The sequence below is a fragment of the Campylobacter showae CC57C genome (assembly GCF_000344295.2).
Taxonomy (GTDB): Bacteria; Campylobacterota; Campylobacteria; order Campylobacterales; family Campylobacteraceae; genus Campylobacter_A; species Campylobacter_A showae_B.
This window is the reverse complement of sequence record NZ_AOTD01000100.1, coordinates 1-1,820: the sequence shown is the minus strand read 5'-3', so window position 1 is coordinate 1,820 and position 1,820 is coordinate 1. Positions and strand designations below refer to the sequence as shown.

Genomic DNA, 1,820 nt, shown 5'->3' with positions numbered 1-1,820 from the left:
GCGGGTTTAACCACGTGTTAAAGGGCACGGTCGTGGCTAGAAGCTCGGGCGGCTACTTCTACGTCGCGCCAGAAAACATCCAAAAACTCAAAAAAGAGCAAAGCGAGCTACTGGATAAAAAAGAGGAAATCGTCTATGAGCACTGCAAAATTTTTAGCTCCGCGATGCACAAGGCCTTGCCGTTTTTAAAATTTATAAACGGCGCATTTGACGTATTTGACGCCTACTGCGCGCGGGTTTTTACGGCTAAAAGCGCGGATTTTGAGTTCGTGCTGCCAAGCGGCGGGTCAAATTTAAAGTTGGCAAATTTCGCCCATCCCGCGCTAAAAAATCCAAAAAGCATCAGCATCGACTTTAGTAAAAAGGTACTGCTAATCACGGGCGTAAACGCGGGCGGTAAGTCGATGCTGCTAAAATCGCTGATAGCCGCAGCCTTTCTAGCTAAATACCTACTGCCGATGCGCATAAACGCGCAAAATTCGCAGATTGGAAATTTTAAAGAATTTGACGCCATCATCGAGGATCCGCAAAACGTGAAAAACGACATCTCGACTTTTGCGGGACGTATGGTGCATTTTTCTAAGCTCTTTACGAAGAAAAATCTGCTCATCGGAGTCGATGAGATTGAGCTGGGAACGGACTTTGAGGAGGCGGCGAGCCTGTATGGCGTGATGATCGAGCGGCTGATAAGTCAGGATATCAAGATGATCATCACCACTCACCACAAGCGCCTTGCTATGCTGCTAGCTAAAAACCCCGACGTTGAGCTAGTCGCGGCGCTATATGATGAGGAAAACTCGCGGCCTAAATTTGAGTTTTTAAAGGGTACGATCGGCAAATCATACGCCTTTGAGACCGCGGCTAGATACGGCATCGCGGCAAATTTGGTCGCGCAGGCGAAAAAAATCTACGGCGAAGACAAAGAAAATCTAAACGAAATCATCACAAAGACGTTAAATTTAGAAGTACAGCTCAAAGAAAAGCTCGAAAGCGCGGAGAAAAAAGAGCAAAAGCTAGACTCCCTAATCGAAAATTTAAAAGAGCAAAAAGAGCGCGCTGAGGCCGAGCAGCACGAGGTTATAACGCGATTGGAGCGGGAGTATTTTAAGGCGATAAACGAGGCTAGACGCGCGATAAATCTAGATGATACCAAGGAAAAACAGCGCGCCCTAAACCGCGCGAACGAGGCCAAACGCGCCGTGCAAAAGCCCGAAATCTCCGCCCCACCCCAGCTAAAGGTCGGCGACCGCGTAAAATACGGCAAGATAAAGGGCGTCGTAGCAAGTCTAAGTAAAAACGACGCCGTGATACAAACGGATAACGTGAGCATGCGCGTGCCGATAAATCAGCTAAAAATCAGCGGCGAAACGCCCGCACCGCCTAAAAAATCAGGCATAAATTTAAGCGTGCAAAAGCCGCAAAATGCCAGCGTCACGCTTGATCTGCACGGTCTGCGCGCGGACGAAGCGGTGCAAAAACTGGATAAATTTATCTCAGATAGCCTAGTGATGGGCTTTGACGAGGTGCAGGTGTATCACGGCATCGGCACGGGCAAGCTCGCCTACGCAGTCAAAAATTTCCTGCGCGAACATCCGAGCGTGAAGGAGTTTTTCGATGCGCCGGCGGGGCAGGGGGGATTTGGAGCGCAGATAGTGCGGCTGTAAATTTGCCTTGCAGCGGCTTGTCTTTTTGCCCTATACTTCGTTGGATCTTGCTGCGGGCTGCAGTCACGTATTATATATACGCTCCTTTGCTCTTGCTTATCCGCCTCGTCTATGACAAAAATACTTCACCTTATCGTTTTACGCTCAAATTTGAAG

1 protein-coding gene is annotated in these 1,820 nt (G+C 48.7%); it reads left to right on the top strand.

All coding sequences use genetic code 11. From position 1 onward, the window contains the following. A partial coding sequence (locus tag H740_RS03835) for an endonuclease MutS2 (protein ID WP_002951468.1) occupies positions 1-1,664 on the top strand: 1,664 nt, incomplete at its 5' end. Positions 1,665-1,820: the final 156 nt, after the last annotated feature.